We start from the raw sequence: 349 nt of genomic DNA on the forward strand, positions 1-349 counted from the left end.
CTCCTGGCCTATGCGGTAGGTAGCATTTGCCGGCACAGCGACCGAAGTCACCATGATCCTGTTGAGCGTAGTGAAGTTCCACGCACCCGAAGCGGCCGTGATACCCGCAAAGTCATTATCGGCCTCGTCTTTCACAAAACCCGCACTGACAGCTACGGCGATGTTGGTGTTCAACGGCAGATCCAGGCCTACGGTCCAGGAGAGTGTCTTCTTATCCGCAGAAAGCGTGAAGGCTGTGCGGTCTGCCGTAACCGATAGATCGTATGTTTTCAGTACCGTGGCACCATCCATCAACTGCAGGGTACCTATGGTTCCCAACTCGACTTCCTCATCAAAGGTCACCGATAGC

At 54.7% G+C, this 349-nt stretch carries 1 protein-coding gene; it reads right to left on the reverse strand.

Annotation, left to right across the window (positions count from 1 at the left end):
- Positions 1-349: Ig-like domain-containing protein (locus G5B30_RS17205; protein WP_165321235.1), on the reverse strand; the 349-nt coding region annotated here is incomplete at both ends.

Origin of the sequence: Sphingobacterium sp. SGG-5 (assembly GCF_011043525.1) — a bacterium.
GTDB lineage: Bacteria > Bacteroidota > Bacteroidia > Sphingobacteriales > Sphingobacteriaceae > Sphingobacterium.